This is a genomic window from Mesorhizobium sp. M7A.F.Ca.CA.002.09.1.1, assembly GCF_003998555.1.
Taxonomy (GTDB): domain Bacteria; phylum Pseudomonadota; class Alphaproteobacteria; order Rhizobiales; family Rhizobiaceae; genus Mesorhizobium; species Mesorhizobium ciceri.
On the sequence record NZ_RZRR01000422.1, the window covers coordinates 1 to 4,658 of the forward strand.

Annotated in this window: 5 protein-coding genes; 3 read left to right on the plus strand and 2 right to left on the minus strand. The window is 62.4% G+C overall.

Features of this window, described 5'->3' with window-relative positions; all coding sequences use genetic code 11:
- On the minus strand, positions 1–681 hold a 681-nt coding region (locus tag EN994_RS18550), incomplete at its 3' end, for a LysR family transcriptional regulator (protein ID WP_164746002.1).
- 101 nt (positions 682–782) lie between these two features.
- On the opposite strand from EN994_RS18550, the gene EN994_RS18555 reads away from it, so the two are divergent.
- From EN994_RS18555 to EN994_RS18565, 3 genes are all read left to right on the plus strand, one after another.
- Positions 783–1,772, plus strand: a complete 990-nt coding sequence (locus tag EN994_RS18555; protein ID WP_063167550.1) for a zinc-dependent alcohol dehydrogenase family protein — start codon at positions 783–785, stop codon at positions 1,770–1,772.
- 231 nt (positions 1,773–2,003) lie between these two features.
- A complete protein-coding gene (locus tag EN994_RS18560) occupies positions 2,004–2,306 on the plus strand; it encodes a zf-TFIIB domain-containing protein (protein ID WP_024502504.1) in 303 nt (100 codons plus the stop codon).
- Between the two features lie 73 nt (positions 2,307–2,379).
- Positions 2,380–3,366, plus strand: coding sequence for a Tim44 domain-containing protein (locus EN994_RS18565; protein ID WP_063167549.1), 987 nt, complete (start codon positions 2,380–2,382; stop codon positions 3,364–3,366).
- 24 nt (positions 3,367–3,390) lie between these two features.
- Here EN994_RS18565 and EN994_RS18570 read toward each other — a convergent pair whose 3' ends face one another.
- Complete coding sequence (locus EN994_RS18570) at positions 3,391–4,488, minus strand: lactonase family protein (protein WP_063167548.1); 1,098 nt, start codon at positions 4,486–4,488, stop codon at positions 3,391–3,393.
- Positions 4,489–4,658 lie beyond the last annotated feature (170 nt).

The following is a 4,658-nucleotide window of genomic DNA, read 5'->3' on the forward strand; positions in this document are numbered from 1 at the left end:
ATCGAGATCGTCGAGCCGCAGCCGTCCGGTTGGCGTGATCTCGAGCGTGGGTTGCCCCTCGCGCACAAACAACCACGGGTGAACGACCTGGCCGAGCCGGCGGTAGACAATCGCCTGATGGTCGGCGAGATCCTCGATCCGCTGCGGCTCGCCATGAATTCTGAGATAAGAGGGTGCCGCGCAGACGACCATGCCCTGACGCGCGACGCGACGCGCAATCACCCCCACCTTGTCGTCAAGAGTGCCGGTGCGGATTGCGAGATCGTAGCCGTCCTCGGCAAGATCCGCCAAGCGGTCGGTGAGCGACAGGTCGAGTTCCAGCATCGGATATTGATGGGCCAGCTTCAGCAACACGGGGGTCACGCAATGGCGCCCGAAATGCGCCGGCATGGTGACCCGCAGTTTTCCACGTGGCTCCGAAAACTGTTCGGCGGCGAGCGCATCGGCGGCTTCGGCCTCGGCGAGCACCACCCGACAGCGTTCATAGTAAGCGCGGCCGAAGTCGGTCAGGCTCTGCCGTCGCGTGGTCCGGTTGAGCAGCCGCACGCCCAGCCGCTCCTCAAGAAACCGGACATGCTTGCCGACCATCGGTCCGGAGAGATCAAGCGCGACCGCCGCGGCCGCGAACGAGCCGAGATCGACCGCCTTGACGAACACGGCCATGCTCTCAAGCCGATCCATATTCAGAACTCCTGGTTTCTACTGTTCTTCTCTTACAGCCATTTATCCCTGGCAAGACCGGCTGCATAGCTCATTCGGTTCAGATGATTTGGAGTATCCGAATGACACGCGTAGTTCGCTTTCACCAGCATGGTGGCCCCGAGGTTCTGCGCATCGAGGATGTCGCGCTTTCCCCACCGGGTTCGGGCGAAGTTCAAATCCGGGTCAAGGCACTCGGCCTCAATCGCGCCGAAGCGCTGCTGCGCGCGGCTTCCTATATCGAGACGCCGACGCTCCCCTCGGGGCTTGGCCTCGAGGCAGCGGGCGTCATCGAGGCTATTGGTGTCGGCGTGAAGGATTTCGCGCCGGGCGACAGCGTCAGTGTCATCCCGCCGCAATCGATGATCCGCTGGCCGGCCTATGGCGAGTTTGCCACCTACCCCGCCGGACTTGTCGTCAAGCATCCGCCGTCGCTCGACTGGCAGACGGCAGCGGCCGTCTGGATGCAGTATCTCACCGCCTATGGCGCGCTGATCGATATCGCCGGGCTGCACAGCGGAGACCACGTGGTGATCACCGCAGCCTCGAGCAGCGTCGGGCTTGCGGCAATCCAGATCGCCAACAGGGTCGGTGCAACAGCGATTGCGGTGACGCGGACATCGGCGAAGAGGCAGGCCCTGCTCGATGCCGGCGCGGCTGAAGTCGTCACCTTGGCCGAGGAGGATTTGGCGGCACGGCTGAATGAGATCGCAGGGCCTGAAGGCGTGCGCGTCGTGTTCGATGCGATCGGCGGCCCGATCTTCGAGCCACTCACAGCGGCCATGTCGCGTGGCGGCATCCTCATCGAATATGGCGGTCTCAGCCGCGAGCCGACGCCATTCCCGCTGCCAGCGGTGCTGAGCAAGACGCTGACACTGCGCGGCTACCTCGTCCACGAGATCACCGGCAACCCTGTGAAACTCGAGGCCGCCAAGGCGTTTATCGTCGAAGGTCTGGAGCACGGAACGCTGAGGCCGATCATCGACAGGACCTTCGCGTTCGACCAAATCGTCGAGGCGCACCGCTACCTGGAGTCGAACGAGCAGTTCGGCAAGATCGTAGTGACGATCTGAGATCGTGGTGACGATTTGAATCGTGGTGACTGCCTGAGCAACGCTGGCGAACAAATCATTCTTGCAGGGCAATATCGACCTTGAAGCCGCGGCTTTGCATCCCTAACTGTTCGGTGCGGGCCGGGCCCCTCTGACTGTCGCTTTTGGCGATTGTGATGTCGGACCGCTTTAACGGGCCCGTTTCCATTCTTTCGGTCAAGCGGGCTCATTCCTTTCGGTTTGGAGCCCCGTATGACATCTACTTCCCTCCTCGGTATGGTTTGCCCCTCCTGCCGCGTCGCGCTCGTGATGAGCGAACGCCAGGGTATCGAAATCGACTACTGTCCGCAGTGCCGCGGCGTCTGGCTTGATCGAGGAGAACTCGACAAGATCATCGAGCGTTCCGGCAGGGAAGCGGCGCCCGCGCCGCAGCCACAGCCGGCAGCATTCTCCCAGCCACAACATGGCCAGAGCCGCGATGACGATTATTCCCGCTCGCACGGTCACCGCTATCCAAAGCGGAAGAAATCATTCTTCGAAGAGTTGTTCGACTGACCGCATGATGCCCGACATCCAGGCCGGCACTTGCTGAAACTTCCGAAACCACATCGACAAAGGTTCATCTCCGATGATTTCCCGCACCAGCCGATTTGCAGCCCTCTTTGCAGGACTGTTCCTTGCATTCTCCATGGTTGCGATGGACCATGCCGAGGCCCGTCGTGGCGGCAGTTTCGGCAGTCGTGGCATGCGTACGTTCCAATCGGCACCGCCGACCAGGACGGCCCCAGCACCGACCGCTCCGGTCGAGCGGTCGATGACGCCCAACACCGGTGTGAACAACGCGGCCCGGCAGCCGCAGGCCGGCCTGCAGAGGCCCGGCTTCATGAGCGGTTTCGGTGGAACGATGATGCGCGGCCTGTTGCTCGGCGGCCTGTTCGGCCTGCTTTTGGGTCAGGGCTTCGGCGGCCTGGCCGGCATGTTCGGTTTCCTGCTTCAGGCCTTGCTGATCGGTGGCGCGATCATGCTGGCCATCAGGTTCTTCCGCTCGCAATCCGCGCGCGGCCCCGCGCCGGCGCTCGCAGGTGCCGGCAATGCCCAGGCTTCGCGATTTGAGAACCGCTCAACGGCAGGGCAGCAGACTGCAGGCTCCTTCACAATTCCCGGTTTCAGCGGCGGTTCAGGTGGAGGCTCTCCGGCCGCCGCCTCCGAGGAGATCACGCTGGCCCAGACGGATCTCGACGCATTCCAGCAGCTGCTGACCGATGTCCAGGAAGCATTCGGGCGCGAAGACCATGCCGCTCTGCGCCGGGCGGTTACACCCGAAATGGTATCCTATCTTTCGGAAGAGTTGGCCGACAATGCCCAGAAAGGTCTCAGGAACGAGGTGACTGATATCACCTTGCTGCAGGCCGACATCGCGGAAAGCTGGCGCGAGGATGAGCGCGACTACGCCACAGCCGCCTTGCGCTACGAATCTCGTGACGTGACGCGCGAACGGGCCAGCGGCAAAATCGTCGCGGGCGACGATGATCATCCGACAGAGACGACCGAGCTGTGGACTTTCGTGCGTGAGAATGGATCGAACTGGAAGCTCTCGGCAATACAACAGGCTTGAGCCTCGGGCGATTTTTGTGGGCGTTCAGCGCACGATCTTGACGCACATCGGCGTGCCGATCTCGATGGCGCGCCCGGTGTCGGTCAGTATGCCGCTGTCGGCGTCGCGGGCGAAGATCGAAATGCGGTCGCCATTCTGGTTGGCGGAAAACAGATGGCCGCCTGACGGCGTCAGCGCCAGGTTACGCGGGGTCGCGCCGCCGCAAGGGATATAGCTGACGAGGCTGAGCGACCCTGTCTGCTGGTCGACCGCCATGATGACGACGCTGTCATGGCCGCGGTTGGAGCCGTAGACAAAACGGCCATCCGGTGAGATCTGGATATCGGCGCAGTGGTTGCTGTCGCGTGCCTCGGCCGGCACCGCCGGCTTTGCGTCGATGATCGAGAGCTTGCCGGTGGCTTCGTCCAGCGCCATCGACACGATGGTCGAATCCAGTTCGTTCATGACGAAGACGAAGCGTCCGTTCGGATGCAGTGCGAGGTGGCGTGGACCGGCGCCGGATGGCAAAGCGGATTCGGTTAGCTTGGCCAGATTGCCCTCGCGCTCGATCCGGTAAGACACCAGCCGGTCGATGCCGAGGTCGGCGACGATGGCTGTTCCCCCGCCGATGGTTTCGGTGACGCTGTGCGCATGCGAGCGTTCCTGCCGCGCCACATTCGGGCCGCTGCCCTCATGCGAAACGCTGGCGAGCGGCGCCGACAAGGCGCCGTTCTCTTCGAAGCCATAGACAGCCACCGCGCGATCCGGGCCGCCCTCGCCCATGCCGTAATTGGCGACCAGCAGTTTTGTCCCGTCGCGGGTGATGGTGTTGTGGGCGGCTATGCTGCCGAGCGACGGTTGCTTGTTCAGATAAATGAGCGTCCCCGAAGCTCGATCGAAGCTGTAAGCTGAGACGGTGCCCTCGCGCCAGGTGAACACTTCCGAGTTGGCGTAGATCCGCGAGCCGTCCGGTGTCACCGAGAGGAAGGTCGGATTGTCGACGTCGTTGGTCTCGGCCAGTTTTCGTGTTTCCAGCGTCGTCTCGTCAAAGCTGTAGACGCTGAGGCCGACGCCCCGAGCGCCCTGAAAATACGGCGCCTCGCGGTTCAGGCTGCCGACAAAGACCAGACAATTCTCGCGCATGATTTCCTCCCCTACCCGCCTGCGCTTTGGCGCGCGGGAGCAGCCAAAATTTCGCCTGTTCACGCTTGCAACGCAACCCCATATGTGAAAATACTATTTACAAAAGAAGATTGACGGGAGGAGACGTCTTGTATTTCGACGCCTTGATGCGTTTTCCGACAGCTGTGACG